Origin of the sequence: Actinosynnema sp. NPDC002837 (assembly GCF_040295345.1) — a bacterium.
Classification (GTDB): domain Bacteria; phylum Actinomycetota; class Actinomycetes; order Mycobacteriales; family Pseudonocardiaceae; genus Actinosynnema.
Genome location: NZ_JBEOVG010000118.1, coordinates 1 through 24,357, shown reverse-complemented (window position 1 = coordinate 24,357; position 24,357 = coordinate 1). Strand labels below are relative to the sequence as shown.

The window sequence follows — 24,357 nt, the reverse complement described above, 5'->3', positions numbered from 1 at the left end:
TCGGTCAGGCCGCCGGTGCGGTCCTGCAACGCCGCCAACGCCCGGAAGTGGCCGAGCCAGTGCCCGGGATGGTCCACGTGGCCGTACATCATCGTCGAGGAGGACCGGATACCGACCTCGTGCGCGGTGGCGACGACCTCCAGCCAGGTGGCGGCGGGCAGTTTGCCCTTGGTCAGCACCCAGCGGACGTCGTCGTCGAGGATCTCGGCGGCCGTGCCGGGGATGGTGTCCAGGCCGGCGGCGCGCAGTTCGGTGAGCCATTCGCGGACGCTGACGCCGGCTTTGGTGGCGGCGGCGACGATCTCCATCGGGCTGAACGCGTGCACGTGCATGCCGGGCACGCGGGTCTTGATCGCGCGGACGACGTCGGCGTAGTAGGTGACCGGCAGTTTCGGGTCGATGCCGCCCTGCATGCACACCTCGGTCGCGCCCGCGTCCCACGCCTCCTGCGCCCGGTCGGCCACCTCGGCGATCGAGAGCCGGAAGGCGTCCGCGTCCCGCTCACGCTGCGCGAACGCACAGAACCGACACCCGACATAACAGACATTCGAGAAATTGATGTTCCGGTTCACCACATAGGTGACATCGTCGCCGACCACCTCGGCACGCAACTCGTCCGCAAGCCGGGTCATCGTCTCCAGCGCCGCACCGTCGGCGGTGAGCAGCGCCATCGCCGCGTCGGTGTCCTCCAGGATCCCGGCCGGGTTGTCCGCGGCGAGACGCAGGGCGCGGGCGGTGTCCTCCGGCAACCGTTCGATCGCCTTGGGGACCGTCAACGACGCCCAGTCGCCGTACACGCTGTCGAAGTCGCCACGCCGGTCCTCGGTGCGACCCTCGGTGTCGATGGCGGTGTTCAGGTCCGCGCGGCCGTAGGTGTCCAGACCACCATCGGGTTCCTGCCACTCACGACCCACGACCGGGGCGTCGGGGTCGGCCAGGCCGTCTGCGCGGGACAAGGCCGAGACGTGGGCGGTGAGGCGGGTGTCGATCCACTGCCCGGCGGTAGCCGTCACATAGCGGGGATAGACCGCGAGCCGTTCCTGGAGGTCGAAGCCCGCTGCGCGGGTGTGCTGGGCCAGGGTGTCGACGTGGGGCCAGGGGCGTTCGGGGTTGACGTGGTCCGGGGTCACCGGCGACACACCACCCCAGTCGTCGATACCGGCGCGGAGCATGAGGGCGAATTCCTCGCCGACCAGGTTCGGCGGGGCCTGCACGCTGGTGGACGAGGGCATGACCAGTCGGGCGACCGCGATCGTGGCGGCCAGTTCGTGCAGGTCGGCGTCGGGCATGCCGCGCATCGCGGTGTCCGGCTTGGCCCGGAAGTTCTGGATGATCACTTCCTGGATGTGCCCGTACTGCCGCGCGATCCCCCGCATCGCCAGCAACGACTCCGCGCGCTCGGTGATCGTCTCACCGATCCCGATCAGAATCCCGGTCGTGAACGGGACGTTCACCCGACCCGCGTCCGTGAGCACCCGCAACCGGACCGCCGGTTCCTTGTCGGGGCTGCCGTAGTGCGGGCCGCCCTTCTCCGACCACAGGCGTTCGGCGGTGGTCTCCAGCATCATGCCCATGCTCGCCGCCACCGGACGCAGCCGTTGGAGTTCCTCCCAGCTCAGCACGCCCGGGTTCAGGTGCGGCAGCAGCCCGGTCTCCTCCAGCACCGCGATCGCACAGGCGCGCACGTAGTCGAGGGTGGAGGAGTAGCCGCGGGCCTCCAGCCATTCCTTGGCCTGCGGCCACCGCTCCTCCGGCCGGTCGCCCAACGTGAACAGGGCCTCCTTGCAGCCCTGCGCCGCCGCCGCACGCGCGATCTCCAGCACCTCGTCGCGCTCCAGGAACGCCGCCGGCAGCTTGTGCGGCACCGTGGCGAACGTGCAGTAATGACACCGGTCCCGACACAACCGGGTCAACGGGATGAACGCGTTGCGGCTGTAGGTCACCACCCCCGCCCGACCCTCCGCCACCAGATGCGCGTCGCGCACCCGACCCGCCGCCCGCAGCAACGCCTCCAGGTCCTCACCACGCGCGTGCAACAGCACCGCGGCCTCGGTCACGTCCAACACCGCACCATCGACGGCACGGCGCAACGCACGTCGCATCGACGACCCACTCGGCGTCGGATCCGGCGGGGCGATCGAGATGTCCACGGCCACGACAACGACACTAGGCGGCGAAGATTCCCGATCACGCTCAGTGTGATCTCCAACACGAAGCGCAGTCGGGGCTTGGTCGCCCGTCAGCCCGACCGGGTCACCGGACCGGCGCCCTCCCGGCGACGAGGAGTTCGGTGTTGCGGTCGGTCGGCGTGCCGACGGCGTTCGCGTTGGCGTGCGGGTCGTTGAACGCGAACTCCCGGGCCAGTGAGGCGAGGCCGCGCGGCGAGAAGTCGCCGTAGTCTGCCTGGTAGGGCGCGTCACCCTCGACCAGGGTCGTGAACAGGGACAACGTCCCGTCGCCGTTGTCGGCGAGCTCGATGATCCGGGCGTGCTGCGGGTGGTCGACGTGCGCGGCGGTGTTGATCTCCCAGAACGCCCGCTCGCCCGTGCCGTGCGGGACGATCCGGTTCTCGTGGGTGTGGCCGTTGACCCAGGCGACGACGTTCGGGAACCGGCCGAGGAGGTCGACGAGAGCCTTGCCGTCGAGCCTCGGGTCGAGCGGGCGGCGGCGGTCGGGCAGGACGTTGCCCATGGTCCAGCTGGTGTGGTGGCTGAACAGGATGAACAGCTCGTCGGTGACGTCCTGGCGGTGCGGGAAGCCGAGCACGTCGTAGTAGCGGGAGCTGCCGCGCTTGAGGGTCCGCTCCAGCCAGAGGTACTGGTGCAGGCCGATCGAGCCGTCGGCGAAGCCGCCGGTGGTCGTGGTGTCGAGGCTGACGCCGGTGACGCCGGGCGCGATCGGGAACGTGTAGAAGACGTCCACGCCGTCGGCGTTGTCGTCGGTGAAGCCGTGGCCGTGCGGGCCGGGGCCGGTGTGGCGCGGGTCGAGGTGCGCCCGGACGAACTCGGCGGTGGTGAACGGCCGGCGGCGGGCGTCGGGCGTGACGGTGCGGACCAGGCCGCCCTCGGCGACGACGGCTGCCGCGTCCAGCACGTGCGCGGGGTCGGTCATGGCCTTGGCGAGCCGCTGCACCTGGCCGTCCGCGAAGCCCATGATCTTGTGGTTCGAGGTGTAGAGGCCGTCGACGATCGGGAGGCCGTCGGGCAGCGTGCCGACCACGCTGTCGTCGTGGTTGCCGAACGTGCAGTACCACGGGATGCGCAGGCCGGGGCTGTCGAACGGGCGGATGGCGGCGTCGAGCAGGCCGGGCAGGTGGGGGAAGCCCTTGGCCTTGTAGTCGTCGACGAGGGTGGAGTGCGGGTTCCAGTAGGACTTCACGCCGGAGTCCTGCACGCCTTCGTAGCGGGCGGGGTCGCCGGTGTTGGCGGTGATCCGGCCGCCGTTGAGGACGGTGAGGAACCAGTCGAGCTCGATCAGCTCGTGGTTGTCGGTGTTGTCGCCCGTGGTCATCATGAAGTCGATCGGGCGGTTGGTGAACGGCCCGGCGCCGATCGAGTTGATCCGCTGGACCAGCGCCGTCGACGTGTGCTGGGCCAGCGTCTCGTGGGCCCGGAAGGCGCCCGCGCCCAGCAACGGGTGGGTGTACTCGAAGCGGGCCGGGCTCTGGGCGTCGACCATGTGCATGTCGGTGAACTGGACGAAGCAGGCCAGCGACGTGCGCCGGTCCGCCCGCCCCGCGCCCGGCGTGGCCAGGTCCGACCGCACCACCACCGGCCACCCCGGTCCCGCCTGCAACCTCCGGTACCCCGTGCCGCCGACCGCCGTGGCCGCCGCGTCCAGGGTCGTGCCGGTGGTGGCCGCCCAAGCGGGCCCACCCCACAACAACACCGCGCCCGCCGCACCCGTCGCCTGGAAGAAACGCCGCCGGCTGATCCCCATCGAACACTCCCGCGTCTCGGTTAGATGAAAAGTTCTCACGAACCGGGGAGCGCGTCACGAACTCGGGGTGAAGTGCGGCCGAACGAGCGAAGTCGATCGTCGGGTGGATCGGTTCCGTTGCGCGGCAAGGGATCAGGCCCGCGACGGCCACCCGCCGAGCTGCGGGAACTGCCGCAGGTACCGCTCGCAAGCGTCACCGAAGTCGAAGGCGGGGTCGGTCAACCGCGTCACCTCGACCACCCGGGCCGGATCGGTCTCCGGCGGAACGAGCATCCCGATCTCCTCGTCCCGGAACTCACCGCCCGCGCACTCGGCGACCGCCAGCGCGAGCGCCGTCGCCAGCACGACACCCCCGCACGTCCGCGAGGGCGAGAACAGGACGTAGGTCGGCTCGCCCGGTTCCCCGTCGTCCATCACCGACATCCACGCCCAGGCGATCTCGCCGCCGAGCACCTCGAACTCGAACGCGCCGTCCGACCGCCCGGGTGAGTGCGGGCCGACCACCTGCGCCACCAACTCCGGTCGGCTCAACCGGCGACCTTCCCCGACCCGGCGCCCCTGCTGGTACCGACGCCCGCCGAACACCACGACCTCCGGCCGGCTCGACAGGGCGAGCAACCCGGCCAGGAGCCGCTCGGCCGCCGCCACGAGGACGTCCAGCCGCACCGGCTCGGGCACGGTCGCTTCGAGGTCCACGGACACCGGCCGATGCTAGATCGACCGCCTCCGCCGCGGGATCAAGCCGTACGACTCACTGCCCCGCCTTGGGCCAGTCAAAACTCACCGTGACGGGCGCGTGGTCTGACCAGCGCTCGGCATACGTGGCCGCCCGCTCGACCACGGCGGTGCGGGCGGTCGCGGCCAGGGCGGCCGTGGCGACGTGGAGATCGATGCGCCAGCCCGAGTCGTTGTCGAACGCCTTGCCCCGGTAGGACCACCAGGTGTACGGGCCGGCCACGTCCGGGTGCAGGGAGCGGACCACGTCGACGTAGCGCGCCTCGCCGTACACGCGGTCCATCCAGGCGCGCTCCTCGGGCAGGAAGCCGGACGACTTCTGGTTCGTCTTCCACGCCTTCAGGTCCTCGGCCCGGTGCGCGATGTTCCAGTCGCCGCACACCAGCACCTCGCGCCCGTCGGCGGCGGCCTTGTCGCGCAGTTCCACCAGGTACGGCAGGAACGCCGCCATGAACCGGTCCTTCTCGTCCTGCCTCGGCGTGCCGACGTCACCGCTGGGCAGGTACAGCGACGCCACGACCACGTCGGCCAGCTCGACCTCGACGTACCGGCCCGAGTGCTCGAACTCGGTCACCCCGAACCCGATCCGCACGGCCTGCGGCGCCTCGCGCGTCAGCACCGCGACCCCGTTGCGGCCCTTGACCTCGGAGTACGCGTGCGCCACGTGCCAACCCTCCGGCGAGCGCACCTCGTCCGCCAGCTGCCCCGGCTCGGCGCGCACCTCCTGCAGGCACACGACGTCGGCCGCCGTCGCGGCCAGCCACTCGAGGTAGCCCTTCTTCGCGGCGGCACGCAGCCCGTTGACGTTGATCGAGGAGACGGTCAGCACCCGGGCAGCCTAACCGCGATCCGCGACCGCCCAGCCGTGCGGGTACTCGGCGCCGCAGCCCGTGCAGGACGCGGTCAGGCCCCACATCAGCACCAACGGGCTGCTGCCCTCCGGCGACGGCACCCCCGCCATCTCGTGCCCGTCCACCACCGACCGCAGGCCCGGCCACTCCGGCTCGCACGCGCACGTCACCACGCCACGCCGGAACGACCGCCACTTGAAGAACATCCGCCCATCACATCACGTGCAGCCGCTGTCCGAGGTGGGTGTCACGAACTCGGCCTTCACCCACCGCCCGTCCGACAGCAGCCGGAAGCCGTTCTCGATCCTCGCCTCCGCCCGCACCACCGCGTCACGCGGCATGGTCGCCACGATCGGCTGGGTGTCGGCGGGCCCCGACCGCACGTTGAGGATGTCGGCGATCACCGTCACCCTGCACTCGCGCGCGGCGGTCTCGTCCACCCCGAGCTTCTTGCCCTCGTTGGCGACGTACATCAGCCCCGCCGCCGCGAGCACACCCACGACGACCATGCCGCGCACCGGAATCCCGAACATCACGCCTCCCGACACCTCTGCCGAAGTGCAGATATAGCGCGGGCCGATGGGCCGCGGGCCGGTCGGCGGCACATTCCACCCCACCGGGGAACCGGTCGGGTGACGCCGTCACGGAAACGGCACCGGAACCGCGAACCGCACCGCCAAGCGCACCGGGGAACGGCGCCGGAACGGACAAGGGGACCGCCCGGAGGCGGTCCCCTTGTCGCGCGAGCCGAAGGGCGGGCGTCAGCCGGCCATCTTCTTCTGCAGGTTCTCGTCCAGCGTGCCGAGGAAGTCCTCGGTGGTCAGCCACTCCTGGTCCGCGCCGACCAGCACGGCGAGGTCCTTGGTCATCCGGCCGCTCTCGACGGTCTCCACGATGACCTGCTCCAGCGTCTCCGCGAAGCCGGTCACCTCGGGGGTGCCGTCCAGCTTGCCGCGGTGCTTGAGGCCACCGGTCCACGCGAAGATCGACGCGATCGGGTTGGTGGACGTCGGCTTGCCCGCCTGGTGCTGGCGGTAGTGCCGGGTCACCGTGCCGTGCGCGGCCTCGGCCTCGACGGTCTTGCCGTCCGGCGTCATCAGCACCGACGTCATCAGGCCCAGCGAGCCGAAGCCCTGCGCGACCGTGTCGGACTGCACGTCGCCGTCGTAGTTCTTGCACGCCCAGACGTAGCCGCCCTCCCACTTCATCGCGGCGGCCACCATGTCGTCGATCAGCCGGTGCTCGTAGGTCAGGCCCGCGGCGTCGAACTGCGCCTTGAACTCGTCCTCGAACACCTGCTGGAAGATGTCCTTGAAGGCGCCGTCGTACGCCTTGAGGATGGTGTTCTTGGTCGACATGTACACCGGGTAGTTGCGCTGCAACCCGTACGAGAACGAGGCGCGCGCGAAGTCCTCGATGGACTTGTTGAAGTTGTACATGCCCATGGCCACGCCGCCGTCGGGGCCGTAGTTGGCCACCACGTGCTTGATCGGCTCGGAGCCGTCCTCGGGCGTGAACGTGATGGTCAGCTCGCCCGCGCCGGGGACCTTGAAGTTGGTCGCCTTGTACTGGTCGCCGTGCGCGTGACGGCCGATGATGATCGGCTTCGTCCAGCCCGGCACCAGCCGCGGGATGTTCGAGATGATGATCGGCTCGCGGAACACCACGCCGCCGAGGATGTTGCGGATCGTGCCGTTCGGCGAGACCCACATCTTCTTCAGGCCGAACTCCTCCACCCGCGCCTCGTCGGGCGTGATGGTGGCGCACTTCACGCCGACGCCGTGCTTCTTGATGGCGTGCGCGGAGTCGATGGTGACCTGGTCGTCGGTGGCGTCCCGGTGCTCGATGCCCAGGTCGTAGTACTCGAGGTTGACGTCCAGGTACGGGTGGATCAGCTTGTCCTTGATGAACTGCCAGATGATCCGCGTCATCTCGTCGCCGTCGAGTTCGACGACGGTCCCCTGAACCTTGATCTTGCCCATACTCAGGGCGCTCCTCTCGCGACAATGCAAGCAAGACAAGCGTACTGCTATGTCGGGTTGCTTGCGTCCACCCGGGCGGAAAAAGGGAACGGCGTCACATCTGCGCCGAGCCGCGACCGCCGGTGGCACGTGTGGTCTCCGGCCAATACAACCAGCCGCGCCGCCGGGCCGCCGCACGGGGACGACCGGGGGCGACACTCGAACACGCGTTCGCGGAATGCACCCTCCGGACGTCCCCGCCCCGCTAACCTCGGACCCGGACGAGTGATCAAGGGGGCAGCGTTGTCGACGGGTCCGACCCACGCCATGAGCGGTCTGCTGGCCTGGGCGGCGGTGACCGCGATAGCCGAGAACCACCCCATCGGCCAGCTCACGCCGCAGAGCTGGGCGGTCGGCGCGGTGCTCGCCACCGGCGCCGCCCTGCTGCCCGACCTCGACCACCCGTCCTCGACGATCTCCCGCACGTTCGGGCCGGTCAGCGCGGGCGCGTCGGCCCTGATCAACACGATCAGCTCGTTCGTCTACCGCACCACCCGCACCCGCAAGGACTCCAACCGCGACGGCGGGCACCGCGGCCTCACGCACACGCTGGCCTTCGCCCTGGTCGCCGCCGTCGGCACGACCGCCGTGGTGCAGCAGTCCCAGAAGTGGGCGCTGCCCGCGCTGATGTTCGTGTTCGCGGGCCTCGCCGTGCGCGGGATCATGAACGACTGGTGCCCGCAGAAGGACGCCCTGCTCATCACGGGCGTCTCGGCCGCCATCACGGTCGCCTGCGTGGCCTGGACGGCGCAGACGCCCGCCAGCGCGGCGGCGTGCGGGGTCGCGGTGGGCGTCGGGTGCTTCGCCCACTACCTCGGCGACGCGATCACCGAGCAGGGCTGCCCGATCCTGTGGCCGATCCCGCTGATGGGCAAGACCTGGTTCCCGGTCGCGCCGCCGAAGATCATGCGGATGAAGACCGGCGGCCGGGTCGAGATGGCCATCGTCGGTCCGCTGGTCACGATCCTGAGCGTCTGGCTGTCCGCCGCCGCGTTGCAGCAGGCGGGCGCGCTCCCGTTCCTCGAAAGTTTCGACCTGCTGCCCATCTGATTTTCAGATACCGGCCATTCGGCGGCTACCACTTCATCACCCGAACGGACTAGCCTCCTCCGAAATCCTGTCCCGCGCCGATCGCGTCGAGGAGGACTTCGTGCCCCACCCCACGCACGACAACGTTGTCGAGGCCGCCGGATGACCACCTGGCTGGGCCTCAACGCCGGTCACGACGACCGGACGACCGCAGACGCCGTCGCGGTTTCGCTCTACGAAACGCTGCTGTTCCACGCCCAGCTCGTGTGCGTCCACGAGGTGGAGGGGCGGCACGCGATGTCGTTCCGGCTCACCGAGGAGCCCTCGGAGAACACCGTGTCGACGCTGATCGAACGCGGCTACGGCGTGGCGGTGCACAACGGCTCCCTGCAACGGCTCGCCGGGCCCGAGGAGCTGACCCGCGGCGCGCTGCGGGCGGCGTTGGCGCACCGCGACCGCAAGGAGGGCCGGGCGCTGCGGTTCCCCGGCCAGCGCACGCTGCGCGGTCGTTACGGCGTGTCGGACATCCTCGCGTTCAGCGCGATCGAGGAAGTCCTGCCGCACGGCACGAAGAGCGTGGACGCGCGCGGCGACCTGCAGCCGACGTTCGTCAACGGCCGGCTGGTGCTGGACTGCGGCTGAGACCTCGGCGGTCAGCCGGGGTGCGCGCCGACGGTGTCCTTGATCTCGGCGCCGAGGCGGTCCGCGCTGCGCGCGCAGTGGGCGCAGCAGAAGAACCGGCCCTGCACCTCGACGCCGTGGCCCAGGATGCGGCAGTCGCAGTGCTCGCAGCGCGGCGCCAGGCGTTGGATCGCGCACTCGAAGCTGTCGAACGTGTGCACGCCACCGCCGACCGTGCGGACCTCGAAGGCCATCCAGTAGTCGTTGCCGCAGACGTCGCAAGTCGCCATGGCCGAAGCGTGCGCCGGTCGGCGGGCACCGGCAACTCGAACCCGCTCGACGAACCCGGACCCCGTGCGCGCGCACGAGGTCGGACCGAGCGGACCAGGCCGGACTCGAACCGGCGTCCTCCCTCCCAGGGGGAGGGCGCGTCAACCACTGCGCTACATGGTCCCGAGCCGGGCCGGATTCGAACCGGCGTCCTCCCTCCCTTGGGGAGGGCGCGACAACCACTGCGCTACCGGGCTCCTGCCCAACACTAACCATGACCGAGGTCGCGGAGACAGGGCCGCTAAGGTCTGCCCTCGTGCGCGGAGTCGACTACTACGAACTCCTCGGGGTCGGCCGCTACGCGTCCGAGGCGGAGATCAAGTCCGCTTACCGCTCCCTGGCCAAGGTCATGCACCCGGACGCGGGCGGGTCCTCCGGCACCTTCCGGATGCTGCAAGAGGCATATGACACCCTGCGGGACCCGGCTCGCCGACGTGACTACGACCGCGGTTGGTCGTTCACCCGTCCGGGCGCACGCCCGACGTCGCCGACCCGCCCGCCGCGCTCCGGCCGGACCGGTCGGTTGCGCAACTTCGGCGAAGATCCCGACTTCGTACCTCCGAAGCCCGTGGTGGACCTCGGCGGCCTCGCGTGGTGGCACCTGGTCGACGTCGGCCAGCGGGTCCGGTACGCGCCCGCCTCCGGTCCGGGCCACGCGCCCGCGCTGGCCGCCATGTGCGGGTGGTTCTTCCTGCTGCTGCCCGTGGTCGTCATCGACTTCTCGCCGTTGGCGCTCGGCGTCTGGCTGCTGGTGGTGGCCGCCGCGGCGACGGCGGCGTTCCGGCTCGTGCGGCGGTACCTGGCGGCGGTCCGGGCCGACCGGTCGTTCACGGCGGACCACGACACCGGCGTCGTGCACGGGACCACGGACGACCGGGTCTGCGAGCGGCTCACCGCCGACCTGCTCAGCCAGTACCTGACCCGGCTGCCCGGCGCGCGGATCTTCCACGGGCTCGCCTGGCCGGGCTCGGTGTTCGCCGACGTCGACCACGCCGTGCTGTGCGGGCGGAAGCTGGTGCTGATCGAGTCGAAGTCGTGGCTGCCCGGGCACTACGAGGCCGAGGACGACGGCACGGTGTGGCGCAACGGCCACCCGTTCCGGGGCGGCGGCATGCGGATGCCGCGCAGCCTCGCGGTGTACCGGAAGCTGCTGCCGTGGCTGGAGATCCGGACCGCGCTGCTGGTCTACCCGAGCCGCGACGGCGTGGTGACCACCGAGGAACCGGCGGACGCCATCGTGCCGCCGATGACGCCCGCCCAGTTCGTCGAGGAGATCGGCGACTGGCTGGCCGAGGACCCGGCCACGGTGGACCGGGAGGCGTTGCGCCTGCTGATCGGGCAGGTCGTGCCGATCGCGCGGACCGCGGGCTGACTAGCCGAAGACGCCCATCTCCCAGAGCGAGTAGCCGTACGGGGTCGCGCGCTGGAAGGCGTACAGCTTCACGTAACGCGCGCTCGTGTCCAGCGTGATCTCGTCCGTGCCGCCGTCGGCCGCGTAGTTCTCGTGCACGGTGGTCCACGTCGTGCCGTCGGACGAGACCTGCACCTGGTACTGCCGGGCGTGCGCGGCCTCCCAGTCGAGCCGGACGCGGCGGACCGGTCGCGCCGAGCCGAGGTCGACCCACAGCGAGTGCTGGTCGGTGAACGCGCTGCTCCACCGGGTGGCCGGGTTGCCGTCGAACGCGTGGGCCGACGGGTGGGCGGCGCTCTCGGTGGTGGTGGACCAGGACGGGCGGCCGAGGGCCAGGTTGGCGGACCCGGTCAGCCCGCCCTGGTTGACCGCGCGCGGCGAGGCGTAGGTGGCGCGGACGGCGCTGTCGGGGTTGAGCTGCTTGTCGTCGAAGAACTCCGGCCACGCCATGAAGTACGACCACTCGGGCTGGGACGCCAGTTCCGCGGGTGACGGGACCTTGCCGACCTCGGCCAGCGCCAGCGGTTTGCCCTGCGCCAGCGACTTGAGCACGTCGCGGTAGGTGCTCGCGGGCCAGAAGCTGTTCCACGCGTCGAGCGACAGGACGTCCGCGTACGCCGGGCCCGGGTAGTAGTCGGCGATGCCGGCCGGGTCGAGGTCCTTGACGTTCCACACCCACGCCATGCCGGCCAGGCCGCGGGTCCTCACCAGGTGGTCGTGGGTGAGCTGGTAGAGGCGGCGGCTGCCGTTCGCGCCGGGCCGGCCGCCCCACCAGGACCAGCCGTCGTTCATCTCGTGCAGCGGCCGGAACAGCGGCTGCACGCCCGCGTCCAGCAGCAGGCGCAGGAACGGCACGACCTCGTCGAGGCGCGCCTTCCAGGCGTTGTTGAGCGCGGTGCCGTCGGTGATCAGCTGCGCCCACTGGGCGTCGGTGAGGTCGTCGTTCACGCCCGCGTCCCAGCCGCACGCGGTCGGCCGGGTCGGCGGGCAGGCGTGCCAGGTCAACGTGACCAGCGAACCGTTGCGCCACTCGGTGAGGGCCTGGTCGACCATCGTCCGGCGGTGGTCGACGTCGGCTTGGGCGAAGAGGAAGTCGCCGCCCCACAGGCCGGGGTACACGCCGGTGATCGCGTGGACCTTCGCGGTGTGGCGGGCGGGGTCGGAGTTGGGCTCCTTGTTGTGCATCCCGGTCACCGTGCGGGTGCCGGTGATGCGCTTCAGGTAGTCGACGACCGGGATCGGCGGCGGTGCCGCCGCGGCGGAGGCGGCGGGTGGGGCGAGGGTGACCAGAAGTAGGGCTACCAGCGTCATCGCTGTTCGCACTGCGTCCTGCCTCTCGAAAGGTGGCGGCCTTCGGAGCGTGGCGGCGGATCGTTGGACGGTAGCGATTAACCGGTTAAGCAGTCAACCGGATGGCGCAGGTCGGCAGCGGCGCGGGCTGCGTTCCGAGGCACGAGGACGTCGTGCGGAGCCCGCCACCGGTCGGCCAGCTGACCGGCGAGTTCGACAGGGCGGGGTGATCGGCGAGGTTCGGCGGGTGGAGTCGTGGGATCCGGTGGGAGGATGGCCCGCATGCCGAAGAAGCTGCGCCTGACCGGTGACCCGGCCGCCGACAAGCTGCTGAGCGACGACCCGTTCGCGTTGCTGGTGGGGCTGCTGCTGGACCAGCAGTTCCCGATGGAGCACGCCTTCGCCGGACCGCGGAAGATCGCGGACCGGATGGACGGGTTCAGCATCACCAAGATCGCGGAGACCGACGTGGAGGCGTTCGTCGAGCTGTGCGTGCAGCCGCCGGCCATCCACCGGTACGGCGCGTCGATGGCACGTCGGGTCCACGCGCTGGCGTTGCACGTGATCGAGCACTACAAGGGCAAGGCGGCGAACATCTGGAAGGCCGGCCAACCGGACGGCAAGGAGGTGCTGCGCCGGGTGAAGGAGCTGCCGGGGTTCGGCGACCAGAAGGCCCGGATCTTCGTGGCGCTGCTCGGCAAGCAGCGCGGGGTGACGCCGGACGGGTGGCGGGAGGCCGCCGGCGCGTACGGGGAGGAAGGTTCGCGGCGGTCCATCGCCGACGTGACCAGCGCCGAGACGTTGGCCGAGGTGCGGGCGTTCAAGAAGGCGGCGAAGGCAGGCGGTCAGGTGGAGGGCCCGGCGGGAGCGGAGGCGGCGGTGAAGGGGAAGACCGCCGTGGCGAAGGGGAAAACGGCGGGCAAGGCGGCGGCGAAGGGCTAGAGTCCCGGCGTGGAGTTGCCCGGTCTGACCGATCTCACGCCGCTGGGCCAGGGTGGTTTCGCCACCGTCTACCGGGCCCGCCAGGTGCAGTTGAACCGCGACGTCGCGGTGAAGGTCGACAACCGGGTCCTGCAGAGCGAGCGGGACCGGCGGCGGTTCCTGCGCGAGGCGCACGCCGCCGCGCGGCTGTCCGGGCACCCGCACGTGGTGTCGGTGCACGACGCGAACTTCACCCCGCAGGGCACGCCCTACCTGGTCATGGAGCTGTGCACGGGCGGGTCGCTGGCCGACGTGGTGCAGCGCGACGGGCCGCTGCCCGCGGCGAGGGTGCTCGAGTTGGGCGTGCGGTTGGCGGACGCGCTGGCCGCCGCGCACGCGGAAGGCGTGCTGCACCGGGACATCAAGCCGGGCAACATCCTGCTGGACCGCTACGGCACGGTGAAGCTGGCCGACTTCGGGCTGGCGGCGTTGCTGGACGCCGAGGGTTCGAGCACGGTCACGCGGGACGCGTTGAGCCCCAGCTACGCGCCGCCGGAGGCGTTCGCGATGGCGCCGCCGACGCCGGCGGCGGACGTGTACTCCCTGGCGGCCACGTTGTACGACCTGCTGGCGGGCAAGCCGCCGCGGCCGGTGCCGTGGCCCGTGGAGTCGTTCGACCAGTTGGGGCAGGTGCTGCGGGCGCCGGTGCCGTGGGTGCCCGGCGTGCCGCAGGGGGTGCACGAGGCGTTGGTGCGGGCGTTGGAGCCCGAGGTCGGTCGCCGGACGCCCACGGCGGACCGGTTGCGCGACGAGTTGAGCCGGGTGGTGGAGGCGTCGGGCCCGTCGCCGGTCTCCCGGCCGGCGGAGCCACCGGCCTGGGCGTCGCCCGCGGTGGCCCAGTCACCCGCCTGGGGATCCTCGCCGGCAGCCCAGACACCGGCTTGGGGGTCCTCGCCGGCGGCCGAGTCACCGGCTTGGGGGTCGCCGCCGGCGGCCGGGTTGCCGCCCCGGGATCCGCAACCGTTGGCGGGGTCGACGCCTCGGGTGTCGCCGCCGTTGGCGGGAGCCGGTTACGTTCGGCCGCCGGCCAAGAAGCCCTGGCCGTTGGTGATCAGCGCCGCGGTGCTCGCGACGCTGGTGGCCCTGGGCACGTGGTGGTGGGCGTCCAAGTCCACCGCCACGACCACCACGACGACGACCGGAGCCGGGTCCACCGGCGACAGCTCCGGCAAGCCCCTCCCCCCGCCCGCCTTGAAGGAGTGCGTGACCGGGTACTGCGTCGCCGAACCGACCTGCTACCGCGGCATCGTGTCCGTCGGCGGCCAGGCGGCCAGTGCGCGGAAGGTCGGGAACTGCTCGGAGGAGCACTTCTGGGAGGCGTTCGCGGGCGGGTGGCTGTCCGGGCCGGTGCCGGACGTCGACAACGACGAGCTGGTCAAGGCGCCCGAGGTGGCGAGCGCCTGCACGGCCGAGGTGATGGCGGCCAACACCCGGCCGAGGGTCGACACCTCGGGCTGGAGGTTCACGGCGGTGGGGTTCACCGACGGCGACCAGGCCTACTTCCACTGCTTGGCGGCGCCCTCCGCGGGCGGCGAGACGACGACCAGCGCGTTCGGCGGGTCCTGACGCGGTTCGGGCTTGAGCGCGAAGATCAGCATCACCAGGGCCGTCAGGGCGGGCAGCGCGGCGATCGGGGCCAGCGGGCCGAGCCCGACCCAGCTGATCACCACGCCGCCGAGCACGCCGGACAGGCCCACGCCGAGGTAGATCGCGGAGGCGTTGAGCGACAGCAGCAGGCCGCTGTTGGCGGGCGCCAGCTCGATCAGCCAGCTCTGGATGGGCGGGTTCGCCGACCACGTGAGCGCGCCCCAGGCGAAGAGCGCGACGCCGGCCGACACCGGGGTCGTCGCGGTGAGGGGCAACGTCGCCAGCACGACGGTGAAGCAGCTGAACAGGACGACGAGCAGCTTGCGGGTGTCGAAGCGGTCCGAGAGGCGGCCCGCGCCCCAGTTGCCGAGCACGGAGCCCAGGCCGTAGGCGATGAGCAGGACGCCGATCGTGGCGCCTTCCACGTCCGCGGTCTCGGCCAGCAGGGGCGCGATGTAGTTGAAGACGCTGAACACGGCCAGGCACGCGAGCACGGTCAGGGCGAGGACCATCAGCACGCGGCGGTCGGCGGCGGGTGCGATGCGCTGGCGCAAGCCGACGGCCGGCGGGGCGTCGACGCGGGGCAGCCAGAGGCGCACGGCGATCGCGGCGAGCACCGAGACGGCCGCGATCAGCGCGAACACGCCCTGGTAGCCGAGGGGCCCGCCGAGCACGTTGCCCGCGGGCACGCCTAGGACGAGCGAGAACGACAAGCCGCCGAAGACCAGGGCGACGGCCCGGCCGCGGTGTTCCGGCGGTGTCAGGACGGTGGCGACGAGGGTCGCGGCGGGGGTGTAGATCGCCGCGCCGAGCGCGCTGATCACGCGGGCGACCATGAGCAGCGGGTAGTTCGGGGCGAGCGCGGCCAGGAGGTTGCCGAACGCGGCCACGCCGAGGGCGACGACGAGGAGCGTGCGGCGCTCCCACCGGCCGGTGAGGACCGCGAGGAGGGGTGACGAGACCGCGTAGGCGATCGCGAACGCCGTGAGCAGCTGTCCCGCGGTGGCGTGCGAGACGTCCAGTTCCTCGCTCACGGCCGGCAGCACGCCGGAGACGATGTACCCGCTCGTGCCGATGGCGAACGCCCCGGCGGCGAGGAGGTAGGTGCGTACCGACATGTGTGATCCCCCAGTCGCGTGTGTTTCGACGGGGATCGTACTACGACGTTCATCGAAGTTTGATGAGGCTCGTACTATGGGCGTTATGACTGTTGTGCTCCCCCACCCGGAGCGGGACGAGATCCGGATAGCGTCGGTGCTGCACGCGCTGGCCGATCCGGTGCGGCTCCGCATCGTGCGCGCGTTGGCGACGCACGAGGAGGGCCTGTCGTGCGGGGTGCTGCCGCTGGGGGTGACGGCGTCGACGCTCACCCATCACGTGCGGACGTTGCGGGAGGCGGGTGTCGTGCGCGTTCGACCGCAGGGGACGTCGCGGATCAGTTCGTTGCGCCGGGAGGATTTGGATGCGCTGTTCCCGGGGCTGCTCGACGGTGTGCTGGCGGCACGGCGGTGAGTGACGCGAACGACTGGGAGTGGGTGCGGGTGCTCGCCCAGGGGCGGGTGTACGACGAGGAGCGGCCCGCCGTGAACCGGCTGGCGTGGGCGGCGGTGGCGTTGGCGGCCTCGCGCGGTGGCGAGCGGAGCGGGGTGCGGCGGGACCGGGCGGTGGCCGACCGGTTCGCGTTGCGGGCCCGGGTGGTGCGGTCGCTGGGTGTCCGGGCGGCGGATCCGGACGCGTTGGCGGTGGACGTGCTGGCCGAGGACGGGTTGTCGGGGAGGTACGCGAAGGCCGTGGCACGGGCGGTCGAGCCGGTGGTCTCGCAGGTGCGGGACGAGGGGTTGAGGGAGCGGGTGCGGGAGTGGGTGTCGGCGCGGTCGTAGTCCGGTAATTCGGTTGCGGTGGTTCCTAGGGTGAACAACCGTGCGCGCTTACGCTTTCCTAGCGCTGGCCGGATTCCGCAGGTATTCCACCTATCGACAGGCGATGGTCGCCGGAATGGCGACGAACGTCGCCTTCGGCCTGCTCAGGCTGGCCGTGCTGGTCGCGGCGGTCACGCAGGGCGCCATCGCGGGCTATGACGTCGCCGCCACGGCGACTTACGTGTGGCTGGGCCAGGGATTGATGGCCGTGGTCGTCCTCTGGGGCGACAAGCACCTCTCCGATCGGGTGCGCAGCGGTGACGTGGTGGTCGACCTGTACCGGCCGTGGCACTTGCAACTGGCGCTGTTCGCCGAGGACGTGGGCCGCGCGTGCTACGCCGTGGCCGTCCGGTTCGCTCCGCCGGTGGCGTTCGGGGCGTTGCTGTTCCCCTTCCGCTGGCCGTCGATCGGCACGTTGCCGGCTTTCGCGGTCAGCGTGGCATTGGCCGTGGCGGTCAGCTTCGGCCTGCGGTTCCTGCTCAACGCGACCACGTTCTGGCTGCTGGACAACCGCGGCGTCCAAGCGCTCTACACGGCGCTCACCTGGCTGCTGTGCGGGTTGGCCGTGCCGCTCGCGTTCTTCCCCGAGTGGGCGCTGCCGATCGTGTGGTCGACGCCGTTCGCCGCCATGCTGCAGGCGCCGATCGACGTCTTCCTCGAACGCGGGTCGCCGTGGCCTCTCCTCGCGGGGCAGGCGTTCTGGGCCGTCGCGGTGGTCGCCGCAGGGCACCTGGTGCTGTCACGGGCGGTGCGGAAGGTGGTGGTCCAGGGTGGCTGAGAGCGTGTACGCGAAGCTCGTCGGCGCGCGGTTGCGCGGGCAGATGTCCTATCGCGCGTCGTTCCTCATGCAGTGCCTTGCGCAGGCGGTCAACCAGCTCGCCGAGTTGGCCATCATCCTGGTGCTGTTCAACCGGGTGAGCGCGCTGGGCGGGTTCTCGGTCTCGGAAGTCGTGCTGATGTACGCGATCGCGGGCACGGCGTTCGGGATCGCCGACCTGGTGGCGGGGCAGTTGGACGAACTGCCCACGTACATCCGCACGGGGACGTTCGACGTGCTGCTGCTGCGCCCCTTGAGCACGTTGGCGCAGATGATGGCGTCCGACCTGCACCTGCGGAAGGTCGGGCGCATCGCCGCCGGGGTCGGCGCGCTGGTGTACGCCTTGGGCCACAACGACATCGCGTGGTCGGTGTCTACCGCCGGGCTCGTCGTGCTGGCGCCGATCAGCGGCGCGGTGATCTTCTCCGCGATCTGGGTGGCGGCCAACGCCGTGTGCTTCTGGGTCGTGGACGGCCAGGAGTTGGCCAACACGGTCACGTACGGCAGCAACGCGTTCACCTCCTACCCCGCCACGGTCTTCGGGCCTTGGCTGCGGCGGTTCTTCGCGTTCGTCGTCCCCGGCGCGTTCGTCGCCTACTACCCCGCCCTGGCCCTGCTGGACCGGCCGGACCCGTTGGGCGGGCCCGCCCTGCTGGGGTGGATCTCGCCGTTGGTCGCGGTCGCGGCGGCGGTCCTGGCCGGTCTGGTGTGGCGGACGGCCGTTCGGCACTACCGAGGGACTGGATCATGATCGAAGTGCGCGACCTGCGTCGCGAGTTCACGGTGACCACCAAGGTCGGCCGGTTCCGACGGGAGAAGCGGGTGGTGCGGGCGGTCGACGCCGTCGCGTTCGACGTGGCGGCGGGCGAGGCCGTCGGGTACGTGGGGCCCAACGGCGCGGGCAAGTCGACCACCATCAAGATGCTGACCGGGATCCTGGTGCCCACGTCCGGTCACGTCCGGGTGTGCGGGGTCGAACCCTCGCGGGGCAGGCGGGAGCTGGCGCGGCGGATCGGCGTGGTGTTCGGTCAGCGCAGCCAGCTGTGGTGGGACTTGCCGTTGCGGGACAGCTTCGAGTTGTTGCGGGCGATCTACCGGGTGCCGGCGGGCGACTACCGGAGTCGGTTGCGGGAGTGCGTCGAGCTGTTGGAGCTCGGGCCTTTCCTGGACACGCCGGTCCGCCAGTTGTCGCTCGGCCAGCGGATGCGGGGCGAGGTCACGGCGTCTTTGCTGCACGGGCCGGAACTGCTCGTCCTGGACGAGCCGACGATCGGGCTCGACCTGGAATCCAAGGAACGGCTCCGGGAATTCCTGGCCGATCTCAACGCGAACCGGGGCACCACCCTGCTGCTCACCACGCACGACCTGGACGACATCGAACGGCTGTGCCCCAGGTTGGTCGTCATCGACCGGGGCACGGTGCTCGCGGACGGCGCGCTGGAGGAGTTGCGCGCCGAGGTGGCCCCGGAGCGGGTGCTGGTGATCGACCTGGAGAAGCCCAGCGGTGAGCTGGCCGGGCTGCCCGGCGTGACGTCGAGCCGGGTCGAGCTCAACGGTTTGCGACACCACCTCACGTTCCGCCGGGCGGACACCACGGCGGCGGCGCTGATCTCGGCCGTGGCCACCAGGGCGGAAGTGCACGACCTGGTGGTCGTCGAGCCGGAAATCGACGACGTGGTGCGTCGGCTGTACGCGCGTCGGTAGAGTCGGACGAAACGGTCAACGTAGAACGGGAGCACCTCATGCGCGCAGGTCGTCCGGTAGCCACCCTCTTGCTGGCAATGGGACTCGCCGCCGCGGTCTCGGGCTGCGAGGCCGTGCAGCAGGCCTCGGACACCGCCAACCAGGTCGGCGCGGCCGCGGACAAGGCGCAGCTGTGCATCGACGCGCTCAAGCTGGCCGGCTTCACGCCCGACGCCACCGACCCGCAGAAGGCGCTGGAGGAGACCCAGAAGAAGGCCGAGGAGCTGAACGCGCTCGCCGCCAAGGCAGGCGACGCCACGCTCCAGGACGCCATCACCGGCGTCTCCGACACCATGGGCAAGGTGACGCTGGACGACCTGAACCCGGCGAACATCGCCGGGTGGTCGCAGCAGAAGCTGGACCAGGTGGCGAAGCTGTCCAACGCCTGCGCCTGAGCGGAAACGTCAGGCTGTCGGTACCTTCGGAACAGTCCTACGCTGTGACGCACCGGAGGTGTTGCAGATGCACGCGACAGTAGGCGACCGGTTGCACATCCACAGCCGCGCGGTTGGTCTCGACGAGACGGTCGGCGAGATCCTCGAAGTGCGCGGCCCGGAAGGTGCGCCCCCGTATCGGGTCCGCTTCTCCGACGGCCACGAAGGGCTGGTCTACCCCGGCCCCGACAGCCTGGTGGAGCCCCGGACCCCCGAATCACCCAGGATCAAGGACTCGACCTCGGCGCGGTAGAGCAGCGCCGGGTCGACCCCCATCGGCCCGAACTGGCCGGAGACCTCCAGGCTGAGCACGCCGTGCAGCCTGGTGAACGCACGCAGGCCGGTGAGCAGCACGGCGGGGGGCACGTCACCCTCGCCGCGCGCGCCCGCCCACCCCACGAGCTGGGCGTCCAGTGTGGACGACCCGGCCGTGGCGGAGTCTTCGCGCGGCAGCACGCGGAGCAGCGCGCTCATGGTGCGGTGCGCCAGGAGGATCGTGTCCTGCGGCGCGTGGTAGCCCGGTAGCGGCGTGCCGAACAGCAGCAGGTACCGGTGCGGTTGGCCGACGCCCCACGACCGGAACGCCTCGGCGAACGCACGCACCCGATCGGGTGGTGATGCGCCGCTCGACGCCGCCACCGACTCCTCCACCGCGTCCGCGAGGTCCTGCCACGCGTCGCGGACGAGGTCGTTGAGCAGGTCGTCGCGCCCCTTGAAGTACCGGTAGAGCGCCGGACCCGTCACGCCCATGCGCTTGGCGATGGCGTTGACCGAGATGCCGGCGATCCCCAGCTCGGCCAGCTGCTCCAAGGCGATGCGCTTGGCCTCGGTCTTCGTTTCCTCGCGGTACCGCTCGCGGCGGGCGTTGACCACTGCTGCCTCCTTGACACAAGCACTCTAACTTGTGTTAGAACTTCTAACAGAAGTTACGGCTTGATACGAGGGGGCGTCATGACGGCGGTCGTGCTGGGTGCGGGGCGGGGTATCGGGTGGGAGGTCGCCCGACAGCTGGTGGCGGACGGCCGGGAGGTGCGGGCTGTCACTCGTTCAGGTGGAGTTCCGAAGGGCGCGCAGGACGTGCGGGCCGACCTGATGGACCGGGCGTCGACGTTCAAGGCGGTGGAGGGCGCCTCGGTCGTCCACCTGGCGGCGAACGTGCTGTACTCGAACTGGGTCGAGATGCTGCCCACGATGGTGGACAACACGATCGCGGCGGCGGAGGCGGTCGGCGCGAAGATCGTCTACACGGACAACCTGTACGCGTTCGGACCGGTGTCGGGACCGATGCGGGAGGACACGCCGGAACGGCCGGCGGGCGTGAAGGAGAAGCTGCGCAGCGAGCTGGGCAAGCGCTTGCGGGCGGCTTCCGTGCCGGTCACGACGTGCCGGTCCTCGGACTACTACGGGCCGGGCGGCACGGGCTCGCTGCCCGGCGAGCTGCTGATCAAGCCGATGGCGGCGGGCCGGGCGGGCCTGTGGTTCTGGCCGCTGGACCTGCCGCACACGTTCGCCTACCTGCGCGACACGGCGCGGGCGCAGATCGTGCTCGGCGACGACGAGCGGGCCGACGGGAAGCTCTGGCTCACGCCGGCGGCGGAGACGTTGACCGTGCGGGAGTTCGCGGCGTTGACCGGGCGGGTGCTCGGCAACGCGCGCAAGCCGATGCGGCTGCCGGCGTTCTCGGTCGCGGTGGGCTCGCTGTTCGACAAGCGGCTGCGCGGCTCCGGCGAGATGGACCACCAGCGCACCGCGCCGTGGGTGGTGGACCACTCCGCGTTCGAGGCCACGTTCGGGCCGCTGCCCGTCACGCCGCACGAGCAGGCGATCGAGGAGACCGCGCGCTGGTACCGGGGTTGAGCGAAACGGCAACCTGGGAACGGTCTCAGCCCAGGATGGTGGTGATCAGGTCGTCGGCCAGGGCGGGCGTGGCGGCGGCGATGCCCGACCAGCGGCGGGACAGGTCGAGGTCGAAGGTCAGCGGCCGGCCGCGCAGGTCGAGCAGCGCTCCCCCGGCGGCGGGCACGGTGACGAGGGCCGCGATCAGGTCCATCAGGCGGTGGGTGTCCGAGCCGGGGTCGGCGAACGCGTCCACCGCGCCCTCGGCCACCAGCACCGCCTCCAGGCACGTGGTGGACAGGATGCGGACGCGGTCGACCTGGTTGGCCACGCGCATCCACGCGTCCTCGGTGCCGCGCTTGGGCCGCATCATGCAGATCGACGCGCCCTTGAGCGCGGTGCGGCCGGTGGTGCGGTAGGGCGTGGGCCTGCCCGCGTGCGCCGACCAGGCGCGGCCGGTGTCGAACCAGACGGTGAGCGCCTCGACCGGCTGGTCGTCGATCACCAGGGCGCCCGCGAAGCACGAGAGCGGCACGCCCATGGCGGCGTTCGCGGAACCGTCCACCGGGTCGATCACCAGGGTGGCCGCGGAGCCGTTGTCGATGAACCCGGCCTCTTCGGAGAGCAGGTTCGCGCCCGCCCCGGCGGCGGCCTCGGCGATCGCGGCTTCCACGATCGCGTCCACCCGCATGGTGGGCGTGCCGTCCGCGCCGTCGGCGATCTCCTCGCGCAGCTGCACGCGGGTGAACTCGCGCCGCGCGCCGTCGTAGGCGGCCGACGCGGCGAGCGCGGTGGCGGCGAGCGCCGGGTGGACGTCGGCGGGCAGGTTCGGGGTCGGCACGGGCCAGGGTTCCATGCACCCAACATGCCACGGGCGGGCCACCGGCGGCGGCTCGCCCGTGGGCCAGTGCCGCGACCGGCGGCCTTTGCCCCGTATTCCGCCGGTCGGACGGGCGGATCGCGGTGCCGGCCGCCGGTCGCGGCACTGGGACTCAGATCAGGCCCAGGGCCTTGACCGCGTCGCGCTCCTCGACCAGCTCGGCCACGGAGGCGTCGATGCGGGCGCGGGAGAAGTCGTCGATCTCCAGGCCCTGCACGATCGAGTACCGGCCGTCGGTCACCGTGACGGGGAACGACGAGATCAGGCCCTCCGGCACGCCGTAGGAGCCGTCCGACGGGACCGCCATCGAGACCCAGTCGCCCTCGGCGGTGCCGTTGACCCAGTCGTGGACGTGGTCGATGGCCGCGTTCGCCGCCGACGCCGCCGAGGACGCGCCGCGCGCCTCGATGATCGCCGCGCCGCGCTTGGCGACGGTCGGGATGAACTCGTTCTCCAGCCAGGCCTGGTCGTTCACGGCCTCGGCCGCGTTCTGGCCCTTGACCTCGGCGTGGAACAGGTCCGGGTACTGGGTGGCCGAGTGGTTGCCCCAGATGGTGAGCTTCTTGATGTCGGTGACCGACACCCCGAGCTTCTTCGCCAGCTGCGACAGCGCCCGGTTGTGGTCCAGGCGGGTCATCGCGGTGAACCGCTCGGCGGGCACGTCGGGCGCGTGCTGCTGGGCGATCAGGGCGTTGGTGTTGGCCGGGTTGCCGACGACCAGCACGCGCACGTCGTCCGCCGCGCCCGCGTTGATCGCCTCGCCCTGCGGCTTGAAGATGCCGCCGTTGGCCTCCAGCAGGTCACCGCGCTCCATGCCCTTCGTGCGCGGGCGGGCGCCGACGAGCAGCGCCACGTTGACGCCGTCGAAGGCGGTCTTGGCGTCGTCGGTGATGTCGATGCCGGACAGCAGCGGGAACGCGCAGTCGTCCAGCTCCATCGCGGTGCCCTCGGCGGCCTTGACGGCCTGCGGGATCTCCAGCAGTCGCAGGCGGACTGGGACGTCGGGACCCAGGAGGTGGCCGGAGGCGATGCGGAACAGCAGTGCGTAGCCGATCTGGCCGGCCGCACCGGTGACGGTGACGTTCACGGGCGTGCGGGTCATGTGCCTTCCCGAATGTTGTGGCTTCAGTCCTCGGGCACGACCACTAGGCAGGCTGACGACCTGTCAGCGGCGGTCTCTACTCCGGGACCGCGCACCGGGCGGGTTGCCCGGCAGGTCGGAGGTTACCAACTGGGCGACGATGACAAGGTGTGACAGTGGACATCATCGGCGAGGACTACACCGACGCGGTCTTGTACGGGCAGCAGTGGGCAGGCAGGTCGTTCGTCCGGTGCGACTTCACCGAGGCTGACCTGCGCGGGCTGGCGACGTCGGGCTGCACGTTCACCGACTGCACGTTCGACCGGACCGACCTGGGCGAGTCCACGCACAAGGCCACCGCGTTCCGCTCCTGCCGGTTCACCCGCGCGGTGCTGGGGTCCGCCGAGTTCACGTCGTGCTCGTGGCTCGGGTCGGTGTTCGTGGACTGCGCGCTGCGGCCGATCACGTTGATCGAGACCGATCTCACGCTGGCCGGGCTGTCCGGCGCCGTGCTGCGGAAGGCGTCGCTGCGCGGGTTGCGGTTGCGGGAGGCCAACCTCGAGGAGGCGGACCTCCGCGAGGCGGACCTGCGTGACGCCGACCTGACCGGCGCGCGGCTGCGGGGGTGCCGGCTGGAGGGCGCGGACCTGACCGGCGCGCGGCTGGACGCCGACGGGCTCGTCCAGGCCACCCTGCGCGGTGCGCGGGTGGACCTGGACACGGCCGTCGCCTTCGCCGCGGCGCACGGGTTGCGCGTCGGCTAGCGCCTGTTTCACAAGTCTCGTTCGATGAGAGTCGCGCCTGAGGTGGTTCCCGGCGGTGCGGCCGAATGGGCCGCATACCGCTGTTGTA

General features: G+C 71.2%; 27 protein-coding genes and 2 tRNA genes. 14 read left to right on the top strand and 15 right to left on the bottom strand.

Going from position 1 to position 24,357, the window contains the following annotated elements; all coding sequences use genetic code 11:
• The 7 genes from ABTZ99_RS40800 to ABTZ99_RS40770 form a co-directional block, all read right to left on the bottom strand.
• Positions 1-2,156, bottom strand: a 2,156-nt coding sequence (locus tag ABTZ99_RS40800; RefSeq protein ID WP_499618405.1) for a bifunctional FO biosynthesis protein CofGH, incomplete at its 3' end; no start/stop codon positions are given.
• Between the two features lie 97 nt (positions 2,157-2,253).
• The gene (locus tag ABTZ99_RS40795; RefSeq protein ID WP_499618404.1) at positions 2,254-3,939 is read right to left on the bottom strand and encodes a TIGR03767 family metallophosphoesterase; all 1,686 of its coding nucleotides are present in this window, start codon (positions 3,937-3,939) and stop codon (positions 2,254-2,256) included.
• Positions 3,940-4,071: 132 nt separating this feature from the next.
• Positions 4,072-4,641 carry a hypothetical protein gene (locus ABTZ99_RS40790; RefSeq protein WP_499618403.1) on the bottom strand — a complete coding sequence of 190 codons (570 nt, stop codon included), beginning with the start codon at positions 4,639-4,641 and terminating at the stop codon, positions 4,072-4,074.
• Positions 4,642-4,690: 49 nt separating this feature from the next.
• The gene (locus ABTZ99_RS40785; protein WP_498782036.1) at positions 4,691-5,503 is read right to left on the bottom strand and encodes an exodeoxyribonuclease III; all 813 of its coding nucleotides are present in this window, start codon (positions 5,501-5,503) and stop codon (positions 4,691-4,693) included.
• A 9-nt stretch (positions 5,504-5,512) separates the two neighbouring features.
• A complete protein-coding gene (locus ABTZ99_RS40780; protein WP_230572334.1) occupies positions 5,513-5,731 on the bottom strand; it encodes a hypothetical protein in 219 nt (72 codons plus the stop codon).
• A gap of 12 nt (positions 5,732-5,743) precedes the next feature.
• Positions 5,744-6,058 carry an SH3 domain-containing protein gene (locus ABTZ99_RS40775; RefSeq protein WP_498782040.1) on the bottom strand — a complete coding sequence of 105 codons (315 nt, stop codon included), beginning with the start codon at positions 6,056-6,058 and terminating at the stop codon, positions 5,744-5,746.
• Positions 6,059-6,286: 228 nt separating this feature from the next.
• Complete coding sequence (locus ABTZ99_RS40770; protein ID WP_230572336.1) at positions 6,287-7,507, bottom strand: NADP-dependent isocitrate dehydrogenase; 1,221 nt, start codon at positions 7,505-7,507, stop codon at positions 6,287-6,289.
• Positions 7,508-7,789: 282 nt separating this feature from the next.
• On the opposite strand from ABTZ99_RS40770, the gene ABTZ99_RS40765 reads away from it, so the two are divergent.
• Both ABTZ99_RS40765 and ABTZ99_RS40760 read left to right on the top strand, forming a co-directional pair.
• On the top strand, positions 7,790-8,596 hold the full coding sequence (locus tag ABTZ99_RS40765; protein WP_498782098.1) for a metal-dependent hydrolase: 807 nt from the start codon (positions 7,790-7,792) through the stop codon (positions 8,594-8,596).
• A 141-nt stretch (positions 8,597-8,737) separates the two neighbouring features.
• A complete protein-coding gene (locus ABTZ99_RS40760; RefSeq protein WP_499618400.1) occupies positions 8,738-9,217 on the top strand; it encodes a hypothetical protein in 480 nt (159 codons plus the stop codon).
• Positions 9,218-9,228: 11 nt separating this feature from the next.
• On the opposite strand, the gene ABTZ99_RS40755 is transcribed toward ABTZ99_RS40760, so the two are convergent.
• The 3 genes from ABTZ99_RS40755 to ABTZ99_RS40745 all read right to left on the bottom strand — a co-directional run bounded on the left by ABTZ99_RS40755 (position 9,229) and on the right by ABTZ99_RS40745 (position 9,724).
• Positions 9,229-9,486, bottom strand: a complete 258-nt coding sequence (locus tag ABTZ99_RS40755; protein ID WP_498782044.1) for a metallothionein — start codon at positions 9,484-9,486, stop codon at positions 9,229-9,231.
• A 90-nt stretch (positions 9,487-9,576) separates the two neighbouring features.
• Positions 9,577-9,650 (bottom strand) — tRNA-Pro (locus tag ABTZ99_RS40750).
• Positions 9,651-9,724: transfer RNA gene (locus ABTZ99_RS40745), tRNA-Pro, on the bottom strand.
• A 58-nt stretch (positions 9,725-9,782) separates the two neighbouring features.
• On the opposite strand from ABTZ99_RS40745, the gene ABTZ99_RS40740 reads away from it, so the two are divergent.
• Positions 9,783-10,898, top strand: coding sequence for a J domain-containing protein (locus ABTZ99_RS40740; protein WP_498782046.1), 1,116 nt, complete (start codon positions 9,783-9,785; stop codon positions 10,896-10,898).
• On the opposite strand, the gene ABTZ99_RS40735 is transcribed toward ABTZ99_RS40740, so the two are convergent.
• A complete protein-coding gene (locus ABTZ99_RS40735) occupies positions 10,899-12,260 on the bottom strand; it encodes a glycosyl hydrolase (RefSeq protein ID WP_499618398.1) in 1,362 nt (453 codons plus the stop codon).
• Between the two features lie 249 nt (positions 12,261-12,509).
• On the opposite strand from ABTZ99_RS40735, the gene ABTZ99_RS40730 reads away from it, so the two are divergent.
• Together ABTZ99_RS40730 and ABTZ99_RS40725 are read left to right on the top strand one after the other, a co-directional pair.
• Entirely contained in the window at positions 12,510-13,169 is a 660-nt protein-coding gene (locus tag ABTZ99_RS40730) for an HhH-GPD-type base excision DNA repair protein (protein WP_498782050.1), read from the top strand.
• A 9-nt stretch (positions 13,170-13,178) separates the two neighbouring features.
• Positions 13,179-14,774 carry a serine/threonine-protein kinase gene (locus tag ABTZ99_RS40725; RefSeq protein WP_499618396.1) on the top strand — a complete coding sequence of 532 codons (1,596 nt, stop codon included), beginning with the start codon at positions 13,179-13,181 and terminating at the stop codon, positions 14,772-14,774.
• Here the strand turns inward: ABTZ99_RS40725 and ABTZ99_RS40720 are convergent.
• On the bottom strand, positions 14,705-15,913 hold the full coding sequence (locus tag ABTZ99_RS40720; protein ID WP_499618395.1) for an MFS transporter: 1,209 nt from the start codon (positions 15,911-15,913) through the stop codon (positions 14,705-14,707). The two genes, ABTZ99_RS40725 and ABTZ99_RS40720, sit on opposite strands and share 70 nt — an antisense overlap.
• 76 nt (positions 15,914-15,989) lie before the next feature.
• Here ABTZ99_RS40720 and ABTZ99_RS40715 point away from each other — a divergent pair, with 76 nt between their 5' ends.
• The 7 genes from ABTZ99_RS40715 (at position 15,990) to ABTZ99_RS40685 (ending at position 19,961) form a co-directional block, all read left to right on the top strand.
• Positions 15,990-16,307 (top strand): ArsR/SmtB family transcription factor, encoded by a 318-nt coding sequence (locus ABTZ99_RS40715; protein WP_498782056.1) that lies wholly within the window; start codon positions 15,990-15,992, stop codon positions 16,305-16,307.
• The gene (locus tag ABTZ99_RS40710; protein WP_498782058.1) at positions 16,304-16,675 is read left to right on the top strand and encodes a hypothetical protein; all 372 of its coding nucleotides are present in this window, start codon (positions 16,304-16,306) and stop codon (positions 16,673-16,675) included. Before ABTZ99_RS40715 ends, ABTZ99_RS40710 begins: the two co-directional genes overlap by 4 nt.
• Positions 16,676-16,790: 115 nt before the next feature.
• Complete coding sequence (locus ABTZ99_RS40705; RefSeq protein ID WP_499618393.1) at positions 16,791-17,492, top strand: ABC transporter permease; 702 nt, start codon at positions 16,791-16,793, stop codon at positions 17,490-17,492.
• Positions 17,485-18,282, top strand: coding sequence for an ABC transporter permease (locus ABTZ99_RS40700; RefSeq protein WP_499618391.1), 798 nt, complete (start codon positions 17,485-17,487; stop codon positions 18,280-18,282). Before ABTZ99_RS40705 ends, ABTZ99_RS40700 begins: the two co-directional genes overlap by 8 nt.
• Entirely contained in the window at positions 18,279-19,235 is a 957-nt protein-coding gene (locus ABTZ99_RS40695) for an ABC transporter ATP-binding protein (protein ID WP_498782064.1), read from the top strand. The genes ABTZ99_RS40700 and ABTZ99_RS40695 overlap by 4 nt, the downstream gene beginning before the upstream one ends.
• A 38-nt stretch (positions 19,236-19,273) precedes the next feature.
• Entirely contained in the window at positions 19,274-19,669 is a 396-nt protein-coding gene (locus tag ABTZ99_RS40690; RefSeq protein WP_498782066.1) for a bacteriophage spanin2 family protein, read from the top strand.
• 67 nt (positions 19,670-19,736) lie between these two features.
• On the top strand, positions 19,737-19,961 hold the full coding sequence (locus ABTZ99_RS40685) for a DUF1918 domain-containing protein (RefSeq protein ID WP_073885810.1): 225 nt from the start codon (positions 19,737-19,739) through the stop codon (positions 19,959-19,961).
• On the opposite strand, the gene ABTZ99_RS40680 is transcribed toward ABTZ99_RS40685, so the two are convergent.
• Positions 19,883-20,581: a TetR/AcrR family transcriptional regulator gene (locus ABTZ99_RS40680; protein ID WP_498782068.1), complete on the bottom strand. Its 699-nt coding sequence runs from the start codon at positions 20,579-20,581 to the stop codon at positions 19,883-19,885. The genes ABTZ99_RS40685 and ABTZ99_RS40680 overlap by 79 nt on opposite strands.
• 78 nt (positions 20,582-20,659) lie before the next feature.
• On the opposite strand from ABTZ99_RS40680, the gene ABTZ99_RS40675 reads away from it, so the two are divergent.
• Positions 20,660-21,565 carry an NAD-dependent epimerase/dehydratase family protein gene (locus tag ABTZ99_RS40675; protein ID WP_498782070.1) on the top strand — a complete coding sequence of 302 codons (906 nt, stop codon included), beginning with the start codon at positions 20,660-20,662 and terminating at the stop codon, positions 21,563-21,565.
• Positions 21,566-21,590: 25 nt separating this feature from the next.
• Here ABTZ99_RS40675 and ABTZ99_RS40670 read toward each other — a convergent pair whose 3' ends face one another.
• The gene (locus ABTZ99_RS40670) at positions 21,591-22,400 is read right to left on the bottom strand and encodes an inositol monophosphatase family protein (protein ID WP_499618389.1); all 810 of its coding nucleotides are present in this window, start codon (positions 22,398-22,400) and stop codon (positions 21,591-21,593) included.
• A gap of 136 nt (positions 22,401-22,536) precedes the next feature.
• Positions 22,537-23,526: a malate dehydrogenase gene (locus tag ABTZ99_RS40665; RefSeq protein ID WP_498782074.1), complete on the bottom strand. Its 990-nt coding sequence runs from the start codon at positions 23,524-23,526 to the stop codon at positions 22,537-22,539.
• Positions 23,527-23,681: 155 nt separating this feature from the next.
• Between ABTZ99_RS40665 and ABTZ99_RS40660 the strand changes: the two genes are divergently transcribed.
• On the top strand, positions 23,682-24,269 hold the full coding sequence (locus ABTZ99_RS40660) for a pentapeptide repeat-containing protein (RefSeq protein ID WP_499618387.1): 588 nt from the start codon (positions 23,682-23,684) through the stop codon (positions 24,267-24,269).
• Positions 24,270-24,357: the final 88 nt, after the last annotated feature.